The 16,971-nt window shown below is 43.4% G+C and carries 14 protein-coding genes; 9 read left to right on the forward strand and 5 right to left on the reverse strand.

Going from position 1 to position 16,971, the window contains the following annotated elements; all coding sequences use genetic code 11:
- Positions 1 to 130: 130 nt before the first annotated feature.
- Complete coding sequence (locus AC805_RS06235) at positions 131 to 484, reverse strand: hypothetical protein (RefSeq protein WP_156341326.1); 354 nt, start codon at positions 482 to 484, stop codon at positions 131 to 133.
- 85 nt (positions 485 to 569) lie between these two features.
- Between AC805_RS06235 and AC805_RS25460 the strand changes: the two genes are divergently transcribed.
- Positions 570 to 734, forward strand: a complete 165-nt coding sequence (locus AC805_RS25460; RefSeq protein WP_156341327.1) for a hypothetical protein — start codon at positions 570 to 572, stop codon at positions 732 to 734.
- A 183-nt stretch (positions 735 to 917) separates the two neighbouring features.
- Here AC805_RS25460 and mrdA read toward each other — a convergent pair whose 3' ends face one another.
- A complete protein-coding gene (gene mrdA, locus AC805_RS06240; RefSeq protein ID WP_055074617.1) occupies positions 918 to 2,747 on the reverse strand; it encodes a penicillin-binding protein 2 in 1,830 nt (609 codons plus the stop codon).
- A gap of 168 nt (positions 2,748 to 2,915) precedes the next feature.
- Between mrdA and AC805_RS06245 the strand changes: the two genes are divergently transcribed.
- The 5 genes from AC805_RS06245 to AC805_RS06265 all read left to right on the forward strand — a co-directional run bounded on the left by AC805_RS06245 (position 2,916) and on the right by AC805_RS06265 (position 8,188).
- On the forward strand, positions 2,916 to 3,353 hold the full coding sequence (locus AC805_RS06245) for an ATP-binding protein (protein ID WP_055074618.1): 438 nt from the start codon (positions 2,916 to 2,918) through the stop codon (positions 3,351 to 3,353).
- A gap of 433 nt (positions 3,354 to 3,786) precedes the next feature.
- On the forward strand, positions 3,787 to 6,072 hold the full coding sequence (locus AC805_RS06250; RefSeq protein ID WP_082429414.1) for a bifunctional (p)ppGpp synthetase/guanosine-3',5'-bis(diphosphate) 3'-pyrophosphohydrolase: 2,286 nt from the start codon (positions 3,787 to 3,789) through the stop codon (positions 6,070 to 6,072).
- Between the two features lie 61 nt (positions 6,073 to 6,133).
- Entirely contained in the window at positions 6,134 to 6,415 is a 282-nt protein-coding gene (locus tag AC805_RS06255; RefSeq protein ID WP_231662466.1) for a Uma2 family endonuclease, read from the forward strand.
- 43 nt (positions 6,416 to 6,458) lie between these two features.
- Complete coding sequence (locus AC805_RS06260) at positions 6,459 to 7,283, forward strand: Uma2 family endonuclease (protein WP_055074619.1); 825 nt, start codon at positions 6,459 to 6,461, stop codon at positions 7,281 to 7,283.
- 62 nt (positions 7,284 to 7,345) lie between these two features.
- Entirely contained in the window at positions 7,346 to 8,188 is an 843-nt protein-coding gene (locus AC805_RS06265; protein WP_055074620.1) for a Uma2 family endonuclease, read from the forward strand.
- A gap of 77 nt (positions 8,189 to 8,265) precedes the next feature.
- On the opposite strand, the gene AC805_RS06270 is transcribed toward AC805_RS06265, so the two are convergent.
- Positions 8,266 to 8,970: an ROK family protein gene (locus AC805_RS06270; protein ID WP_055074621.1), complete on the reverse strand. Its 705-nt coding sequence runs from the start codon at positions 8,968 to 8,970 to the stop codon at positions 8,266 to 8,268.
- Positions 8,971 to 9,285: 315 nt separating this feature from the next.
- On the opposite strand from AC805_RS06270, the gene AC805_RS06275 reads away from it, so the two are divergent.
- Positions 9,286 to 11,730 (forward strand): NACHT domain-containing NTPase, encoded by a 2,445-nt coding sequence (locus tag AC805_RS06275; protein ID WP_197278650.1) that lies wholly within the window; start codon positions 9,286 to 9,288, stop codon positions 11,728 to 11,730.
- A 448-nt stretch (positions 11,731 to 12,178) separates the two neighbouring features.
- A complete protein-coding gene (locus tag AC805_RS06285; protein WP_055074624.1) occupies positions 12,179 to 13,090 on the forward strand; it encodes an ABC transporter ATP-binding protein in 912 nt (303 codons plus the stop codon).
- 191 nt (positions 13,091 to 13,281) lie between these two features.
- Here the strand turns inward: AC805_RS06285 and AC805_RS06290 are convergent, their stop codons facing one another.
- Complete coding sequence (locus AC805_RS06290) at positions 13,282 to 14,331, reverse strand: hypothetical protein (RefSeq protein WP_055074625.1); 1,050 nt, start codon at positions 14,329 to 14,331, stop codon at positions 13,282 to 13,284.
- 430 nt (positions 14,332 to 14,761) lie between these two features.
- Between AC805_RS06290 and AC805_RS06300 the strand changes: the two genes are divergently transcribed.
- Positions 14,762 to 15,760, forward strand: coding sequence for an ABC transporter ATP-binding protein (locus AC805_RS06300; protein ID WP_331459045.1), 999 nt, complete (start codon positions 14,762 to 14,764; stop codon positions 15,758 to 15,760).
- A 43-nt stretch (positions 15,761 to 15,803) separates the two neighbouring features.
- Here the strand turns inward: AC805_RS06300 and AC805_RS06305 are convergent, their stop codons facing one another.
- Positions 15,804 to 16,904, reverse strand: a complete 1,101-nt coding sequence (locus AC805_RS06305) for a DUF1517 domain-containing protein (RefSeq protein ID WP_055074627.1) — start codon at positions 16,902 to 16,904, stop codon at positions 15,804 to 15,806.
- Positions 16,905 to 16,971 lie beyond the last annotated feature (67 nt).

Genomic DNA, 16,971 nt, shown 5'->3' on the forward strand with positions numbered 1-16,971 from the left:
CAACACGATCTTGGGTTTTATGTCCTGATACAGTTGGCGGTAGCTATACATACCCATGATGAGTTCATTGACAAATAATGAGCATGTATAACTGCCACTATCTAAATTGGCTTTTTAAAAATAGAATTTATTAAAACAATGATCTAATTTCAAGGGATAAATTAATGCTTAAGGCTTCTTTCCAGTTAACAGTTTTATCCTCTGTTGTTCTTTTATTCTCTGCATGTAGTAATAATGCTCCAACTCCTGTAGCATCAAGTACTTCTACCCCAGCGGTATCTGCTTCGCCATCAACTGTAGCATCAAGTACTTCTACCCCAGCAGCATCTGCTTCGCCATCAACAACTTCAGCTCCAGTTAGTGCGAAGGCTACATCAAGTGCATCTTCAGCGTCAGTTCCAAAGCCTGCGCCTAAGCCGAAGGCAGTTGCCATACCACACTCCCCTGAATTTGATAAGGATGTTGCCGATGTTGCTAAATTCATAGGTTTTAATGATTATGCCTATGAGGCTTACTCGCTACCACCAACCGAGAAATGGGAGGATACCTTAGCATACTATGATGGCGAAATGAAGAAGGCTGGTTGGGGCGGTCATGGTTCAGAAGCCGATATTGATGGAGGCAAAGTTGGCTTTTTCGTCAATAAAGATACAAAAACTGGGCTAGCAATTTTCTTTGTTAAGAGTCCTGATGGGACTAAGCCTGCTTTCGATCTTGCAATTTTTGGGCATTAATTAGGGCATTGAACTTATTTGAAAATTGATGTCAAACTTTGCTGTCTATTTCCAAATCCATCGTCAAATTCTTGGATTTGAGTATTGCCAATTAAGCTATATATAGCTAAGCACGAATAAGAAGAAAGCGTAAAATCTAGAGCGGGAATCGCTAGATTTTACGCTTTTTAGATATAAATTTCTTTAATTAGAACTTATCGTCGGAACTGGGGGATTATTTGGGGAATTGGGCATGGCTTTAATTTTCATATAGGCTTCAATCGTCTGCACTGCTAAAGGTGCTGCAACCGCACTACCACCACCACCACCTGCATTCTCCGCAAATACAGTCACCACAATTTCAGGGTTCTCATAGGGGGCATAGACCGTAAACCAAGCATGGTTGAGGCGAGGCGGATCCTGTGCTGTACCCGATTTCCCAGCCATGATAATCTCTGAGGAATTGAGTGCTGCCGCCGTTCCAAAATCAAAAACCGATCGCAATGCCTTTTGCACCGCCGCTAAATTAGTTGGCGATATATTTAGAGATTGCCGCCATTCCTTAGCATCACTATCTTCTAGAAGAAAATGCGGTCTGATTTTGAATCCACCATTAGCGATCGCCGCTGTCATCATGGAAACTTGGACGAGGTTTGCCTGTACGTCACCCTGACCGATTGACATATTTAAGGTATTCCCAACATACCAAGGCTCACCGATTACTCGTTTCTTCCATTCTTCGTCGGGAACCGTCCCTTTAGTTTCCTCCTCCTTGATTTCTAATCCCGAATATTCGCCATAGCCATACTTTCGCGCCCATGTTGCTAGATCCTTTTCCCCTACACGCATACCTACTTGCCCAAAGAAAGTATTACTGCTATAAGCCATGGCCTCAGAAAAGCCAATCGTCCCGAATCCCGCATGGTTGTGATCCCAAAACTGAAACCCTCCAACATCCAGATAGGGGTATGTGGGCAGAACATCATTAATGCCAAACTTATTAGTTTCTAAACCTGCCGTCATCGTCACAACTTTGAAAGTACTGGCTGGAGGGTATACTTGGAGTACGCGATTGACAAAAGGATGATCTTTTTCTTGCAGACGTTTCCATGTTGCTTCGGAAATTTTGCCAGAAAAAAGATTGGGATCGAAGGCGGGATGACTAACCATCGCCAATACCTCGCCATTATTAGGATTCATCGCCACAATCCCACCCTGTTGCTCGCCTAAAATCTTTTCTACGGCTTTTTCTAAATCTAAGTCAATCGTCATTTTAACCGCATTACCTGATTTGGGTGGTTTCTGTCCCAAAATGCGTAATACCTTACCAAAAGCATCCACTTCTACCTGCTGTCCGCCCCATTCTCCCCGCAACTGATTTTCAAAGGCATATTCCACCCCTGATTTGCCAATCACATCTCCAGGACGATAACCCTTTTCCCGTAGTTTTGGTAATTCCTCGGCGGTTAGCTCTCCTGTATAACCTAGTACGTGAGCTGCAACATCGCCATTGGGGTAATAGCGCACAGCCTCTGGTTCAACCTTGACCCCTGGCAGTTCGAGACTGTGCTCGGAGAGCACTGTTACGAGCTTGGGACTAATTGCCGTGGAGACGCGGACTAAATTGGGAGAGTTGTAGCCTTCTTGCTCCAATTTGTCAGTAATTGTTTGCGCCGAAATGCCAATCAACTCAGCTAAGCGCTTAATTGTGGGTTGCCATTTATCCTTGGGCTGGGCGATGGGCCAGAGATACACCACATGAGCTAAGCGACTTGAGGCAAGAATATTACCCTTGCGATCAAAAAGTCGTCCTCTTTCGGGAGGCTTGGCAATTAGTCTGATCCGATTATTCTCAGCTAATTGTTGATTGCGATCGCCTTCTATCAGTTGTAAATAAAAAAGTCGTCCGCCTAAAATCCCGATCAGTACCAATACACTTAACAAAAATAAAACTGCTGCCCGCATCCCTTTTCCCATGGTGCGGGTATTTTCGGTAGGATTAAAGGGCGAAATTTGTCGTTGAGTAAAGGTCATATTGCTTAGAAACGATTTTAGGAAAGATTTTTTCGCTAGAATAAGATCTAGATCTATTGTATGGCGATCGTGAATTTAATTAATTCCATTGCATGTTTAGTGAATAGCGTGGCTATTCAAAAAATATCAAGGCAGGCTATAGCAGTTTTTCAGAGGAGTTAAAAGTTCGTGATTGTGACACCTGTACGTCCAGTAGGACGAAAGTGGAGTAATCTCAGTTTTACTTCAACCCTCTATCTTGCCCCAGTACTGGATTTGTTGCTAGACGAAGTCCCTTCAGAATGGCAACCAGAGTTACGCTTGGGATTGCAAGAAGCGCTAGTTAACGCCGTTAAGCATGGTAATTCCTTCGATCCATGCAAACAAATTACTGTTAAATTCTCAATAGTTTCACAAATGTACTGGTGGATTATCACCGATCAAGGTGACGATCTTCAATCTTCGGGTGGAGGCAAAGACGATCCGACTCCTTGTCATGACTTGGAATGTGGTAGGGGCTTCTATATATTACGCAAAATTTTTGAGCATGTGCATTGGGATTGCGATACCCACCGCTTGACTTTGTGCAAAAAAATTGATCGTTTGAGCAAACCCATGATTGTTTAGTAAGTAGCTAGACATGAGTAAACTTGAAGAGCATAGCGCCCGCGCAACGGGCGCTATGCTCTTCAAGTTTATTTATCTGTAAAACAGCCAAAAAACATGAGAGTTGCTGTAATTTGTAAGGTAACTTTCATGCTTTTAAATATTGAACACAAAAATCGAGTAGAGATTCGGATTTAGTTCGAGATAATGCCTTTTATCTGGTGGCGATCGCTATAATGGTGACAAATACTTAGGCTAAAACTTTAGGCTAAAACTAGCTGTCATAGCTAGATCGATAATTTAACTTTACGGATGCGTTGGCTTATGGGTAGCCAATGCATAAAAAAGTACAAAAGTTTGTTTTCCTAGAGACAAAACGGCGTATTTGACATAAAGTTTAAAATAAGGTTATGAAAATCTTAACAACTATCTTTGCCAAGGCGAAATTAAAAGTATGACTCCGATGACATTATTAGCTGAAGCTCCAGTAGAACGTCTAGGTCGGCCGGTAGATGTTGAAATAGATAGCGAAAAGGTGCGGGAATGTATTGCGGTAGTAGATGCATCGATCCCAGACTGGCTAAGAAATGGATGGGAGAAATCGCAAAGGGGGGAGAATTTAGAGAATGAAGATGTTGTTTGTCGTGCCTTAGATTTTGCCTATCGGCTCCATGATGGTCAATGCCGAGCTTCGGGAGAGCCCTATATATTGCATCCCATCTCGGTGGCAGCAATTTTGAAGGATCTTGGTGGTAGTAATGCCATGATTGCCGCAGGATTTTTGCATGATGTGGTTGAAGATACTGATGTATCCTGCGATCAAATTGAAGAGAAATTTGGGAAAGAAATCCGTCAATTGGTGGAAGGAGTAACTAAGTTATCGAAGCTTAGTTTTGAGAGTAAAACAGAAAGTCAAGCCGAAAATTTTCGCCGTATGTTTCTGGCTATGGCTCAGGACATTCGGGTAATTATCGTCAAGCTGGCCGATCGCTTGCACAATATGCGAACGCTGCAACATCTCCGCTCCGAAAAGCAAGTCTTGATTTCTAGGGAAACCCGCGAGATTTTTGCACCTTTAGCAAACCGCTTGGGTTTAGGGCAGATTAAGTGGGAACTCGAAGATATTGCGTTTAAATATATCGAGCCAGAGCAGTATCAAATGATGGAATCCTTGGTCGCTGAGACCCATGAAAGCCGTCAGGAGCAACTAACGGAGGTGACTAAGGTGTTAGGCGATCGCCTTGCATCTATGGGGATTGATGATTTTGAGATTAGCGGCAGACCGAAACATTTGTATGGCATCTTCCGTAAAATGGAACGCCAAAAGAAGCAGTACAACGAGATTTATGACATCCAAGCCGTGAGAGTGATTGTCAATACCAAAGAGGAATGTTACCGCGTCCTTGCCGTCGTTCACGACCATTTTTGTCCGATTCCCGGACGCTTTAAAGACTATATTGGGTTGCCCAAACCCAATCGTTACCAATCGCTACATACGGCAGTGATTGGACCTAAGGGGCAACCTGTGGAGGTGCAGATTCGGACATGGGAAATGCATCACATCGCTGACTATGGAATTGCCGCGCATTGGAAATATAAAGAGAGTAATTCGGTCAGCAAACCACTCAAGGGGGACGACCAAAAGTTTACTTGGCTGCGTCAATTAGTAGAATGGCAAAGGGAACTGAAAGATCCCCAAGAATATCTTGATAGTGTCAAGGAAGATTTATTTGATAGTGAAGTATATGTGTTTAGTCCGAAAGGAGATGTGTACTGTTTGCCTCGCGGAGCGACACCCGTAGACTTTGCCTATCGAGTGCATACGGAAGTAGGTAATCATTGTTCGGGGGCATTGGTCAATAATGTGATGGTTCCTTTGCAACGTCCGCTCAAGCATGGCGATATTGTTACTATCCTCACGCAAAATAATGCCCATCCCAGTACGGACTGGATTAATTTTGTTGCTACAAATTCGGCAAAAAGCAGGATTCGCCAGTGGTTTAAGCGATCGCGTCGTGAAGAAAATCTTGCTTTAGGGCGCAATGCTTTAGAGCGCGAACTGGGTAAAAATGGATTGGAAGCATTGCTCAAATCCGATCAAATGCAGAAGTTAGCTGAGCGATGTAACTATCATAATGTCGAGGATCTGATTGCAGGTATTGGTTATGGTGAAACCTCGGTTAATGCGGTAGTTAATAAACTGCGAGAAAATCAACATAACGAGCGCTACTTCAACCCTCAAAAGTTTGAATCGCGTCACGAACCAGCCCATAATCACAATTCTAAATCGCCTATTTTGGGCATAGAAGGGATGGTCTATTCGATCGCAGGTTGTTGCGCTCCATTACCAGGAGAACCGATTACGGGAGTTGTCGCGCTAGGAAGCAATCGCGGCATCACGATCCACCGTAACGATTGTAATAATCTGGTCAGTATTCCTAGCGATCGCCTTCTCCATGTGGGTTGGAATTCCCAGAAAGAAACCGATCGCGATCAAACCTATCCTATTGATATTCGGGTGGAAACGATCGATCGCGTTGGCGTATTACGGGACATCTTGACCCGCCTATCGGACAATAAAATTAACGTCCGTAGGGCAAATGTCCAGACCAAGAAAGGCAAAGCGGCCATTATTGATTTAAGTATTGATATTAGCGATCGCCACCAATTTGATCGCGTTTGCAATCAAATTAAGAAAATGTGTGACACCCTCTCTGTTTCTCGACTTGTTGGAGAATAAAGTTAAAGGAGCCGTTTCGCTCTCCCTTTAGGCTCTCTCTTTAGGATTTCATGGAAAAATCATGAACTTTCAAGCCATCGATCTTAGTCCAGCGATCTCACTGACTCGCGAAGAGTTCATCAAGCTCTGTGCGGCAAATCCTGAAATGAAACTAGAGCGCACTGCTAAAGGAGAATTAATCGTTATGTCCCCAACGGGTGGTGAGACTGGTAGTTTTAATTCCGAGCTCAACGGTGAACTCTATGTATGGAATCACTCATGCAAACGAGGTAAAACCTTTGATTCATCGACTGGGTTTAGTTTGCCGAATGGTAGCGATGGCTCTCCCGATGCAGCAAGCTAAAAATTGATGATAAGATCGAGCCAACGTATCTCCTAGAGTTACTATGCAAACCACGCAAGCGCCAATCAAACCTACTGGTTCCCCACCTTCTAATATTCCCTCCACACCAATTAGCCTCCCCGATCATAAGCAACTGCCAGATTCAGACGGAACCTTTGTGAAAAATTTTCAGGAACATCCACAAAGTATTGTTTTGACTAGTTCAATCAGCCCTATTTTAGAAAAATTACATCCCGATGGACGCTACTGCATTGGGCAAGATAGCGGCATTTACTGGCGGCTAATGGAACCACCCGAAAAAGGAGCCGAAGCGCCCGACTGGTTTTACGTTCCTAATGTATCGCCGCTTCTCGATGGTGAATATCGCCGTTCCTATGTATTGTGGAAAGAATTTGTTGCCCCCTTAATTGTGATTGAATTTGTTTCTGGCAATGGGACTGAAGAAAGAGACATAACGCCGCCAACTGAAACTGAAAAAGCTGGTAAATTCTGGGTTTACGAACAAGCCATTCGGATTCCTTTTTATGTGATTTTTGATGCATGGAAAGATGATCTTGAGGCTTATCACTTGGTTGATGGGCGTTATATCCAGATGCAGACCAATGATCGCGGACACTTTGCGATCGCCCCGATGGGTGTGGAACTTGGGCTGAAATTAGAGAATGGTGTATCTTGGTTGCGCTGGTGGGATGATTCGGGGAATTTGTTACTGACGGGTGATGAACGGGCGATCGCGGAAAAACAGGCTCGATTGGATGCTGAGGCGATCGCCGATCGAGAACGGGCGATCGCCGATCGAGAACGTCAACAAAAAGAAAAATTAGCGAATTACTTAAGGTCGATAGGTGTCGATCCTGATGCAATTTAATTGTCCTACTCTGATTGTTATACTGAATGAAAGAATCAAGCTAACCTAACGTACTGAAAGCTATGATTACAGTTTCTTCCGAATACCGCCAACTCCCCACTGCGGAAGATCTACCTGACTCCGACGAAACCCCTGTGGATAATGAACTCCAAAATGATATTCCCAATATGCTCCTTAATTTATTGCGGTCAATTTGGGGCGATCGCCAAGATTGGTTTTGGGGTGTGGATATGGGGATTTATTATGAGCCAAATATTGAGGAGCCAGAAAAATCAAAGGTAATTGTTCCCGATGGATTTTTGGCTTTAGGTGTACCGCGTCGGATAGATGAAAACGGACGTTTGAGCTATGTGCTATGGCAAGAAAAGGTATTACCAATTTTAGTATTAGAAGTCATCTCCAAGAAATATAACGGTGAATACGATCGCAAACTACAGCTATATCAAGATTTAGGAATGCTTTACTATGCGATTTACAACACCTCAAGCGGTCGCAGAGGAATTTACAAAAAATACGAATCTTTAGAAGTTTATAAATTAATCGATGGCAAGTACGAATTAATGCCATCGGTGACGCTGTTGTCGGAAGCTGGCAAAGTAGTATGGATGCCAGAAATTGGTTTGGGTCTTGGCTGCGAGCGTAGTATTAGTGCTGATTGGGATCGGGAATGGCTCTATTGGTACGATCGCGATTGTGTCAGGTATCCCACGGCTGAAGAACGCGCGGAACAAGAATCTATGGCTAGGCAACAAGCAGAGGCAATTGCCGATCAACAAAGTTTAATCGCACAACAAGAACGTCTTGCTAAACAACTGGCAGAGGCGATCGTTACGCAAGAGCGTCAACAAAAGGAAAAACTAGCGAATTACTTAAGATCAATTGGTATCGATCCCGATCAAATTTGATCTGATTTAATTTGATTTAGAGCGATCGCCTAAAAGCATAACTCCACAAACATAAAATTTACCTACAAATCAATTTATTATGATTTCCACAAATATAGTCCGCCAATTAGTCCTAAATCGTTGGAGACGATCGCTACTTTAGTTAGTAAATGAGGGGGTAAACTAAGGTTAACTAAGCGAGAATTGCCACCACCGAGATATATTTTGTCAAAATTAAATAATTTATAGAGCGTAGTGATCGCCTCTGATAATCGGTTATTCCACATTTCTACACCAACTTGATCGAGAGCCGCTTGTCCTAAGAGATCTTCGTAGGTGTGGCGATCGCGCCAAATATGCTGACCGATTTCTAGATTGGGTAATAATTTGCCATTCAAAAATAGGGACGAACCAAAGCCAGTGCCTAGCGTAATTACTAACTCCACCCCATGACCCGCGATCGCGCCACAGCCCTGTACATCGGCATCGTTGGCGATCCTAAAGGGCTTGCCCAATTTCTGACTCAATACTTCGGCTAAAGGAAACCCATCCCAATCGGGATGTAAGTTAATGGCTCCTCTTGTGATTCCATTTTCGACAACACTGGGAAATCCGATAGAAAGGCGATCAAATTCTCCCTGTGTCCAAATCAGATCGATTAATGTCGCTACAATCACATCAGGCGTTGCGGGGTGTGGTGTATGAATAAGTGACCGATCGGAGATTGCCGTACCATCATCTTTTAAGACGATCGCCTTTATACTACTACCACCTACATCAATGGCTAATGTTAATAAACTCACGGGAATAGACTTCTTGTATTAGATAATAGAACTAATTAATGCCAATTCACAAAAGCGTGACAACAATTTTGTGAATTGAAAACCAAACTCACTAAGGTTTTTAAAAACACAAAATGGCTATGCCATCTTATGTTTTGGTATAGGTAAGTTTGCGATCGCAATATACAATGCTTTGCATTGTCAGAAAACCAATATTTTTACTAACAGTGTTAAATTGACTGTATTAATAAATGACACCTTAAATGGAAATATTAAGGTTTATTGTATTTTAATGAAATCGGTGATAGAGGCATAAGAACTATGGTGGCATCCTTAATGCTAAGAGCTCCAGCAGATATCCTTAGTAAAGCAAGGGATGAAATTTCCCGTCAGGGGTTTACGCCATTAGATCTGGCAAGCGAACTTAGTATTGCCGTTCAACTAGTCGATAATTTTTTGAATGGAGAAATCGTTGATCGCCATACCTACAATCTAGTTTGTGAAAAATTAGGTATTTCGTTAACAACTTTGCAGGAAGAAGGGGAATTGTCAGACCAGAATTTGTCCGAGCCTAGCGATGATGATGCAAATATGGAAGCTCCCACGAGATTTACAAATGCGAGTAGAAGTAATCGCAATGTCACGAATGCGAGCGAGTTATTATCTGATGGCGCTAGTAAGGAGCGTATTTCGCAAAACGTTAACCAAAACTCCAACGATCAAAACTCCAGTGACAATATCGCTCTAAATTTGCTGGAAAATATTGACCTATGCGTACATAGCCTAAGGCAAAGAATCTCAGCCGCTCTAATCCGTCAATGCGATCGCCTCAGAATAATTGATGTGAGTATGCCAGTCTGTCTGCATGATTTATATACCGAGCTGAGCGTTTTTACTAATTTGCCCAGCAGTCAATATCTGGATCTCAATGAGACCTTTGCAAATATCCCTCCCGAACAATACGATCGCTTTTATTTAGATAAACTACATCCGCCGATAATTCCCGCTAGTAGAACTTTAGAAGAATTTAAGCTAGTTTTACTCGTTGGCGGACTGGGCTCTGGTAAGACTACCCTACTCAAATATTTGGCAATGGCTTGCGTTGCGGGCAAAATATTACCGAAATATCTACCTGTATTTTTGCCATTGCGATCGCTCGTGTCACCTAACGATAGTAATCCTTTTATATGGTTAAAGAAACAAATCACGATCTATGGATTGCTAGATGAATCCTCTGATAACCAATTATTAGAACAGTTACTTATTAAAGGTCGTCTATTGCTGTTTTGGGATGGGATCGATGACTTGCCAGAAGCCAATCGTGGGGAAATCGTACAGCAAATTACCAACTTTAGCGATCGCTATCCCAAAAATCGGATGGTCTTTTCTTCTCGTAACCCAATCTACGGGCATATCCTCGAATCATTTTCTGCCTTTGCGATCGCCCCTTTTCAAGATTCACAAATTAGCACCTTTGCCAGTAAATGGTTTCAGGTTACTTGTGCGGAAAAGCCGAAAAAAAATGAAAAATTCCAACAGCTTTTAGCAACCAATAAGCCCTTAGCAGAAATTGCCCGCAATCCCCTACTGCTAACCTATCTCTGTAATGTATTCAACAGTTGCGAATATCTTAAGCCCAACTTCTACCAAGAAATTCTCGATCTGCTACTAACGAAATGGAATCAGACTAAATGCTTTCCCCTCCATAGCGATCGCGAGTTATCAACTTCACAAAAACAAGATTTACTTTCCTATATAGCCATTGTCTCCCTAGATCGCCATGGTTACGTATGGCAAAATAACGAACTTGAGGATGATTTTCAAGCCTGTATTAGTACCAGTCGCAGCCTAGCTGTTCCCATTGATCGCGATCGGCTCTTGCAGACCTTTAAGTGGCAACATAGTTTATTGATTGAATGTGCGAAAGGTTTGCATTCTTTAAACTACACCACCTTGCATGATTACCTCGCTGCCTATCGACTTGCCAATAGTGCCCCCAGTGCCGCACAAAACTATCTGCTAGAACGTATATACCTCAGACGCTGGCATGGTGTGATCGTGATGACCATTAGCATCTCCCAACAAGCCGATCACATCCTACAGATGATGAAGCGAAAAATTGACGAGATCGTGAGTAAAGACCCACACTTACAGTCATTTCTAACATGGGTTAATCAACAGTCGATTCAAATCCAAACTTCATATAAGGCGGTAACGATTCGGGCGTTGTATTTGGATGTCGATCTAGAAAATGCACGTTCCCTCGATCGCGCTCGAGCCCTAGACATTGCCCATTCTCGATCCTTAGAACGGGCTTTGGCAAAAGCAATGGGGGCTGACAATAGCATTACAGAGACGCAGGTTGATATCGATTACACCATTAATCTCGCTCTCAATCTTGACTTAGCCTTATACTTTGCCAATCACCCCATTTTAGAGCTAGCCTGCGTTCTGGAACCCGATCTATCTAGAGCCCTACAATTTTTGCGCCAGAAGTTTCCCGATCCTTACAAAAACCGAGATGTTTTTGCAAAGTGGTGGCAGGCTAAGGGTTTAGATTGGTCGAAAAAGCTGCGTAATTTAATCGTTCAGCATCGTAAAAGTTCTCAGGAGTGGCAATTTAGTGACACTCAGTTGAAGGTATTGCGAACCTATCACGATGCGAACAAGCTATTGATCGAATGTTTAAATAATGCCGAATACGTCAGTCCCTTAATCAAAAATCAAATTGAGTCTACTTTGCTACTGCCGCAGGGTGAGTACAACCTGTTGCATTACTAATTTCAACATGAGTTCGGGATAATTTGAAACGGTCTGAGCGTAAAGGGTTTGCGTAGCAAGCCCTTTACGCTCAGACAGCGGGATACTTTATCTGAGCGAAATCTGAGCGAAGTCGCAACCTCTCTCATACCAATCCCCAAAAGTGTGACAACACTTTTGGGGATTGAAAACCAAACCCAGTAAGGTTTTGAGATTCCCAAAATGGCGTTGCCATTTTGGGAATTGGTATAAAACCCCAAAGAGAGTTGCCGCGCGGAGCGCGGCAACTCTCTTTGGGGTTTTGATTTTGTCCTAACAAAACTGGCGGCAGCTATACAAAGCACTGCCAATTCCTTGATCAACTTTGGCAATAGTTTACAGACAATGACTTTTAGTTTGTAAGTTTACTTATACTTATCAATGCCGATTGCTATACTTTTAGGCATTACTTTAAAGAGATCGATATTCCGTGCTAGAAGTTCGCAAAATCTGTAAATCTTATGGAAAGAAGCAAGTTTTGCATGACTTAAGCTTTGCTATTCAGTCGGGGGAAGTTTATGGTTTGCTGGGCCCTAATGGAGCTGGCAAAACTACTATGATTAGTATTTTATGTGGGTTGATCGCCGCCGATCGCGGATTGGTAACGATGAATGGTCAAAAAACATCGGTATCAACTCGATCGCTCATCGGAGTCGCCCCACAGGATAATATTTTTTATAAGAGCTTAACCTGTGAAGAAAATCTGCGTTTTTTTGGGCAGCTTTACGGATTGAATAACCAAGCCTGTCAGAAACAAGCTCATTATTGTTTGGAATTAGTGGGATTAAGCGATCGCGCCCAAAGTATTGCGGAAACCCTCAGTGGAGGGATGCAGCGTCGATTAAGTATGGCTCTTGCGCTCGTCCATCAGCCGCAATTAGTCGTACTAGATGAGCCAACTACAGGACTGGATATCGAAGCCCGTTATGAAGTTTGGGAATTAATTCGCAAGCTGAGTAGTCAGGATACTGCCATTTTACTGACTACTCATATGTTAGAAGAAGCTGAACGCCTCTGTCAGCGGATTGGTATTATCAAGAAGGGAAATTTATTGGCTGAAGGGAGTCTTGAGGAACTGCGTAAATATATTCCCGCACAGGAAATTGCCATTATCTGTACACCAACCGAGAATTTGGCGATCGCTAGAGCGATCGAACTCGGCTTTGATTATCGCCACTATGGGCGAGATCTCGCTTTTTGGCTACCTAGGGCGATGGAACTAAAAGAAATTTTGGAATGTTTTGAAGGGATCAAAATTGACTCAATCATGCGTCAGCCAGTTCGCCTTGAAAATATCTATGTCGAAGTCACCCAAAATACTCCCTTCCCAGTGAAGAATTAGGCGTTGTGGCGCGAAGCGCCGCAACGTCTAATTATTGGTTCCAGTGAAGAATTAGGCGTTGTGGCGCGAAGCGCCGCAACGTTAATTATTGGTTCCAGTGAAGAATTAGGCGTTGTGGCGCTTCGCGCCGCAACGTCTAAATATTGGTTCCAGTGAAGAATTAGAGGTTGTGGCGCGAAGCGCCGCAACCTCTAAACTGAACTACTTACGATACTTTTTACATGGGCAAATACTCCCTTGGTAAAAGCTAATAGATTGGCTTGAACTTGGGGAATATCTTTAGATACAAGGCGATCGAGCGAGGTGTAGTAGGTGGCAGCTAACTTCGGACGGCTATCAGCTTTCATCATCCATAGACCATCGGCAACACTGGCGCGGACTTCGACAATAAGATCGTTATTTTCAGGTATGGCAAAGCTCTGATTGATGCCCTGAAAAGCGCGGATTTGCTTCCGAGCATCCCCCTTGAGCCAAACTGTCGCGACTAGATAGGGGCTTACAGATTGTAGATCCTGATGGGGTACCGATCTCGCTGCATATACATACAGCAGTTGTAGCCAAGGTAGAGGATAAATAATCTCTAAGGCACTATAACCGCTCTGTTTGGCGATCGCTATGCCTTCAAAATAATCTATAGTCTGCCCCCATTGTTCGCTAAAGGATTTTGCCACATCGGGATTGAGGAATAGATCGCCCCACATACGATGTTGCCAAGGTTGCATGTCCATGAAATGCATGTATTCCCCAAACTCATGGGCGAGATGATGTTGCTTTTGGGCTACTAAAGCATAGATATCCTGCCAGCAGAAATAGGGCATTGAGGAATTAATATCATCATGAGGTTGCAGATAGTAAAGCTTGGCTTCCTCACTATCTAAAATTTCGGGCTCAAACAAGCAGTAACTATTGCTAATCACCGCTACATAGGTTGGTTTGGATTGAAGCTTGGCGATTGCCAAAAAGCTCGCGAGTGAGTACTCACTCAACTCGCTTTCGATACGATGGTCACAGATGATATCAAAATTTTGGCATTCTAAAAGAATATCGGGCTGGATGTCCGCCGAGAAAAAAGGATAGCTAACCGCTTTAATAAATGTTGAACGGGGCTTTCTCGATCGCTGAGTCAGGAAACTAACGAAATCTTGACCTAAACCGTGAACATTTTTTAGTAAATATTCCCAAGAAGCGGCAAAACGCGCTTTCTTGTCTAGGTTTGGTGGCAGCAAAAAAATATTACTCATAGCTGGGCGCTATCTAGCCTCATTTCGCTACATTGTATAGTTTATCTGGGTATAGTTTATCTGGCAAAAAATATCTAGTCGAAAAGTCAAGGCAAAGCGATAGAGAGTTGCGCCGCAACTCCCTATTGCTTTGCCTTGACTTACAGCAATTATCGATCAAACGAACCACAAGAAAAATTTTGAAAGCCTTGCGAAGCAAGGCTTTCAAAATTTTTCTTGGTTTGGGTTTGAGCGCAAAGCGCTGTAAGTAGCTGTAGCTACATTTAATCGAGTCTAGCTACTTAAGTGCTTGGGCAAAATAAATTCCAAAACCCGTAAAGTTGCGCCCAGTAGGGGCGCAACTTCACGGGTTTTGGTTTGTAATTAATTATGCCTAGCTACTTATTTGCTTGAGTATGGTAGCGAGTGCTTTAAAATATTGTTTTAAAGAATGAATTTTGCAACTTCGATCGCAACTATGGTAGAAGTCTTGACTAACGAACCCCAGCAGCAGATTATTGCCAGCAACGCTATTGTGGCGAGCGGCTTGAGCAAAACCTATCGTACTGGCTTTTGGTTAAATCAAAAAATTAGTTCTTTACAGGATTTTTCTTTAACCATTCGCAAGGGTGAAACCTTTGGTGTGTTAGGACCTAATGGAGCTGGTAAAACGACTCTATTAAAAATCTTGCTTGGTATTGTCCAGCCAACCGCAGGTACGGGTGAGATCTTAGGCTACCCTCTCGGCGATCGCACGGCGAAACAGTCCATCGGGTACTTACCTGAAAATGCTTATTATTACGACTACTTGACGGGATGGGAATTACTGGATTTTATCGGTAGTTTATTTGGCGTTGCCCCATCACTGCGCCGCCAGCGTATTGCGGATTTATTGGATCTGGTCGGACTGTCCCAATCTGTAGCGCGTAAAAAGCAACTGCGCCAATATTCTAAGGGAATGGTGCAGAGAATTGGCGTTGCTCAAGCCTTGATCAACGATCCCGAAGTGGTATTTCTTGATGAGCCGATGTCGGGACTAGATCCTGTGGGTCGCTATCAAGTCCGCGAAATTATTTTAATGCTCAAAAATCAAGGCAAAACGGTATTTTTTAACAGTCATATTTTGTCGGATGTCGAGCTAATCTGCGATCGCATTGGCATTCTCAATAAAGGGGAATTGGTCGCGATGGGGACTCTCAATGAGTTACTAGGTACGGAACAGTCCTATCAAGTGAGCGGGCATGGTGGTACTGAAGTAGAATTACAGCCTTGGCTCCAACATCTCATTTTTCAAAACGATACTTGGCATGGTCAACTAGCCAAGGATCTACCTGAGTTCTTGACCTATATTGCTAGTATTGGGGCAAAGGCGATCGCGATCGAGTTAGCACGTCAAACCCTTGAGGAGTTTTTTATCGATCAAATCAAAGCCTCGCGGCACAAGGACTAATCGCCATTCCTAAGAGGGTTAGAGCTTTGCTCCAACCCTCGCTTTAGATCTGAGTCATGTGGGTATACTCCATCAGTAGCTCGTCATAGGTGAGGCTATCGGTGTCTGCCTGCGGACTCCACAGCAGTTCAAACACTAACAAATGGCTAGAGGGAATTGCGGCGATCGCCTTTAAGGCTGCCTGTAGTTGCTCGGTATTGTGGATTTCGCCAAATAGGGGCTTGTCATGCTCGGTGCCAATTAAGAGTGTTACCACAATATAGGCAGAAGGATCTTTGTCGGGAGAAGCGATCGCCATCGAACGTTTAGCAACGCGTCCCTTGACATTTACTAAGGTTTCTTCACTAAACTTAGTGCGTTCTTCTAGGGATAGTTCGTTAAATAGGGACTCAGCGCGATCGCGATTTACTGATTGCGAACTAGATGAAACATGGGTCCAGTTTTCGGGGGTACGCATCAAAGCTAACGCCGACTCTTGCATCAGTGTCATTAAACCTTCTGACGTATCCGTATCCACTTCAAGGCTTAATTCGGTTAATTGAGATTGCACCTGACGCGCTTCAGCAAGCAGGGCAACCTGTAACTTGGTGACGGTAAAGGTTTCGTTCCCTAGTTCTCCAGCTTTCCCCCCTGGTTTGCTAGGAATCATAATTGAGCGAATGATGAAATAGACAATCGTTCCACCGATTAGCAAAATTATCAACCAAACTAGCCACGACATGTCCGAAGAACCTCTATTCGTGTCGCTGCGGAAAGAATTTGACGGCGAATTGGGATAATTCGACGAATTATTAATAATAATCGGTACTGGGACAATAGCTGGATTCTTTTGCGGTTGGCTGGGGCTAGTTAAGGAGTCGCGATCGCTGCTAGAAGGGCTAGATGTGCTTGTAGATTTTGATGGCGATTTGGTAGAGCTGCTCGAACTAGAGCTACTAGAGCTGCTAGAACTGCTAGAACCCGATGATGGGGATGACTTAAAAGAGCCCCCACCGCTCCGAGCCCCGCTACTTTTGGCATAGGCTTGCCGATCTTGCAGAATTGCTAGATTGAGTTGCCGATCGCTAAAGCTCAAAGCGATCGCTTGAATCATGGAGAAGGTGAGTAATGTGGTTGTAAAGAACTGAAGTTTTTTCTTGTACATATTACAAATATCAAATTATAAATTACAAATATAGCAATCCTGAATGAGTTGTGAGAGGCTTCGACTT

This window comes from Pseudanabaena sp. 'Roaring Creek' (assembly GCF_001402795.1).
In the GTDB taxonomy this organism is placed as follows: domain Bacteria; phylum Cyanobacteriota; class Cyanobacteriia; order Pseudanabaenales; family Pseudanabaenaceae; genus Pseudanabaena.

Excerpts from the sequence above, each read along its gene's own strand:
- AC805_RS06300 (WP_331459045.1), top strand. The coding sequence starts at position 14,762 with ATGAATTTTGCAACTTCGATCGCAACTATGGTAGAAGTCTTGACTAAC.
- AC805_RS06290 (WP_055074625.1), bottom strand. The coding sequence starts at position 14,331 with ATGAGTAATATTTTTTTGCTGCCACCAAACCTAGACAAGAAAGCGCGT.
- AC805_RS06260 (WP_055074619.1), top strand. The coding sequence starts at position 6,459 with ATGCAAACCACGCAAGCGCCAATCAAACCTACTGGTTCCCCACCTTCT.
- AC805_RS25460 (WP_156341327.1), top strand. The coding sequence starts at position 570 with ATGAAGAAGGCTGGTTGGGGCGGTCATGGTTCAGAAGCCGATATTGAT.
- AC805_RS06265 (WP_055074620.1), top strand. The coding sequence starts at position 7,346 with ATGATTACAGTTTCTTCCGAATACCGCCAACTCCCCACTGCGGAAGAT.
- mrdA (WP_055074617.1), bottom strand. The coding sequence starts at position 2,747 with ATGACCTTTACTCAACGACAAATTTCGCCCTTTAATCCTACCGAAAAT.
- AC805_RS06235 (WP_156341326.1), bottom strand. The coding sequence starts at position 484 with ATGAATTTAGCAACATCGGCAACATCCTTATCAAATTCAGGGGAGTGT.
- AC805_RS06305 (WP_055074627.1), bottom strand. The coding sequence starts at position 16,904 with ATGTACAAGAAAAAACTTCAGTTCTTTACAACCACATTACTCACCTTC.
- AC805_RS06250 (WP_082429414.1), top strand. The coding sequence starts at position 3,787 with ATGACTCCGATGACATTATTAGCTGAAGCTCCAGTAGAACGTCTAGGT.
- AC805_RS06255 (WP_231662466.1), top strand. The coding sequence starts at position 6,134 with ATGAACTTTCAAGCCATCGATCTTAGTCCAGCGATCTCACTGACTCGC.
- AC805_RS06275 (WP_197278650.1), top strand. The coding sequence starts at position 9,286 with ATGCTAAGAGCTCCAGCAGATATCCTTAGTAAAGCAAGGGATGAAATT.